At 69.1% G+C, this 1,911-nt stretch carries 2 protein-coding genes; both read left to right on the top strand.

From position 1 onward, the window contains the following. Positions 1-1,203 (top strand): MFS transporter (locus GGR43_RS23275; protein ID WP_188074080.1); only part of this gene is annotated, 1,203 nt, incomplete at its 5' end. After that, entirely contained in the window at positions 1,196-1,909 is a 714-nt protein-coding gene (locus GGR43_RS23270; RefSeq protein ID WP_188074079.1) for an SDR family NAD(P)-dependent oxidoreductase, read from the top strand. The genes GGR43_RS23275 and GGR43_RS23270, both read left to right, overlap by 8 nt. Positions 1,910-1,911 lie beyond the last annotated feature (2 nt).

Here is a 1,911-nt window from a genome sequence, read left to right as displayed (position 1 = left end):
ACCCCCGGTTTCATGACCGGTTTTTCGTTATTGCTGCCGGTGACGTTGTCGACGATGGCGATTGTGCTGCTGGCGCCGATCCTGCCGCAATTGCTGGCGGAGTTCAGCGATGTTGCGGGTTATGAATATTGGGTGCCGATGATCCTGACGATCCCGGCGCTGTGCATCGCGCTGCTTTCGCCCGTGGCGGGGATGCTGGGGGATTATTTCGGGCGGCGCAAGCTGCTGCTGTTCTCGTTCCTGCTCTATGCGGCGGTGGGGATCGCGCCGGTGTTCCTCAAGAGCCTCTCCGCGATCCTGATCTCGCGCGTGGGGGTGGGGATCGCCGAGGCGCTGATCATGGTGCTCTCGACGACGATGATCGGCGACTATTTCAAGGGCGCCTCGCGCGACAAATGGCTGGCGGCGCAGACGGCGTTCGCGTCGGTCTCGGCGCTGATCTTCTTCAACCTGGGCGGGCAGCTGGGCGCCTTTGGCTGGCGCACGCCGTTCTGGGCCTATGGCGCGGCGGCGGCGATGTTCGTGCTGGTGCTCGCCTTCACCTGGGAACCCAGGGGAGACGCGGAGGTCGAGGAAGAAGCCGACCATGCGCCCCATAACCGCAGCTGGCAGGGCTTCCCCTGGGGCAATATGCTGACGATCCTTGCGATCACCATCTACGGCTCGGTGTTCTTCTACACGGTGCAGATCCAGGCGGCCTCGGGCCTCACGCAACTGGGCCTCGCCGATCCCGCGCGCATCGGCTTCCTCACCTCGATCGCGAGCGTGGGCGTGCCGCTCGGCACGCTCGTCTATTCGCGCATCGGCCGCTGGCCGGTCCGCACGCTGCTGCTGATCGAGTTCGCGATGCTGGCGACCGGCTTCTTCGTGATGGGCCATGCGCAGGGGCCGACCGGCTTCCTCGTCGGCTGCTTCATCAACCAGATCGGCGCCGGGCTGCTGCTGCCCACGCTGCTGGTGTGGGCGATGAGCCTGCTCTCGTTCGAGATACGCGGGCGGGGCGCGGGGCTGTGGCAGGGCTCATTCGCCTTCGGCCAGTTCCTCTCGCCGGTGGTGGTGACCTTCCTCGCGCGGCTGACCGGGGGGCTGCTGCCGGCGTTCGGGGCGCTGGCGGCAGGCGCGGTGATCGGCGTGGCGGTGGCGGCGGTGGTGCCGTTCCGCCGGGGCGAGCAGCCGACCGGGGGAGCGGTCGCCCATGGCTGAGCGATTGCAGGGCCGGGTCGCGGTGGTGACGGGCGCGGCCAACGGCATCGGCCGGGGCTGCGCGCGGATGTTCGCACAGGAGGGCGCGCACGTGATCGGCGTGGATCGCGACGGGGCCGACGAGGCGTGCGACCTGCTCGACGAGGCGGCGACCGGGGCGCTGTTCCGGCGCATCGGCGCGGCGCACGGGCGGATCGACATTCTGGTCAATGCGGCGGCGTTCGCGGTGTTCGAATGGATCGAGGCGATGCGCTATGCCGACTGGAAGGCGACGCTGGCGGGCGAGCTCGACATCGTGTTCCTGGCGACGCGGGCGGCCTGGCCGTTCCTCAAGGCGAGCGGGTCGGCCTCGGTGATCAACTTCGCCTCGGCCAATGCGCGCCATGCGCTCGAAGGCTCGCCCGCGCTCGCCCATTGCGCGGGGAAAGGCGGGGTGCGGGCGATGACGCGGCAGCTGGCGATGGAGGGCGCGCCGCACGGCATCCGCGCCAACAGCATCGCGCCCGGCTTCATCCGCACCGCCGCCACCGACCGCCACCTCGCCGCCGACCCGGCGTTCCGCGACAAGGTGCTCGCCAAGAACATGATCCAGCGCCTCGGCGAACCCGAAGACATCGCATGGTGCGCCCTGTGGCTCGCCTCCACCGAAGCGCGATACGTCACAGGCGCAGATATCCCCGTCGATGCCGGCGCAACAGCGTGGTGAGC

Origin of the sequence: Sphingobium jiangsuense (genome assembly GCF_014196495.1) — a bacterium.
GTDB lineage: Bacteria > Pseudomonadota > Alphaproteobacteria > Sphingomonadales > Sphingomonadaceae > Sphingobium > Sphingobium jiangsuense.
This window is presented reverse-complemented; position numbering and strand designations above follow the sequence as displayed.

What these genes read in the sequence shown, in the direction of transcription:
- GGR43_RS23270 (WP_188074079.1), top strand. Translation starts at nt 1,196, where the DNA reads ATGGCTGAGCGATTGCAGGGCCGGGTCGCGGTGGTGACGGGCGCGGCC.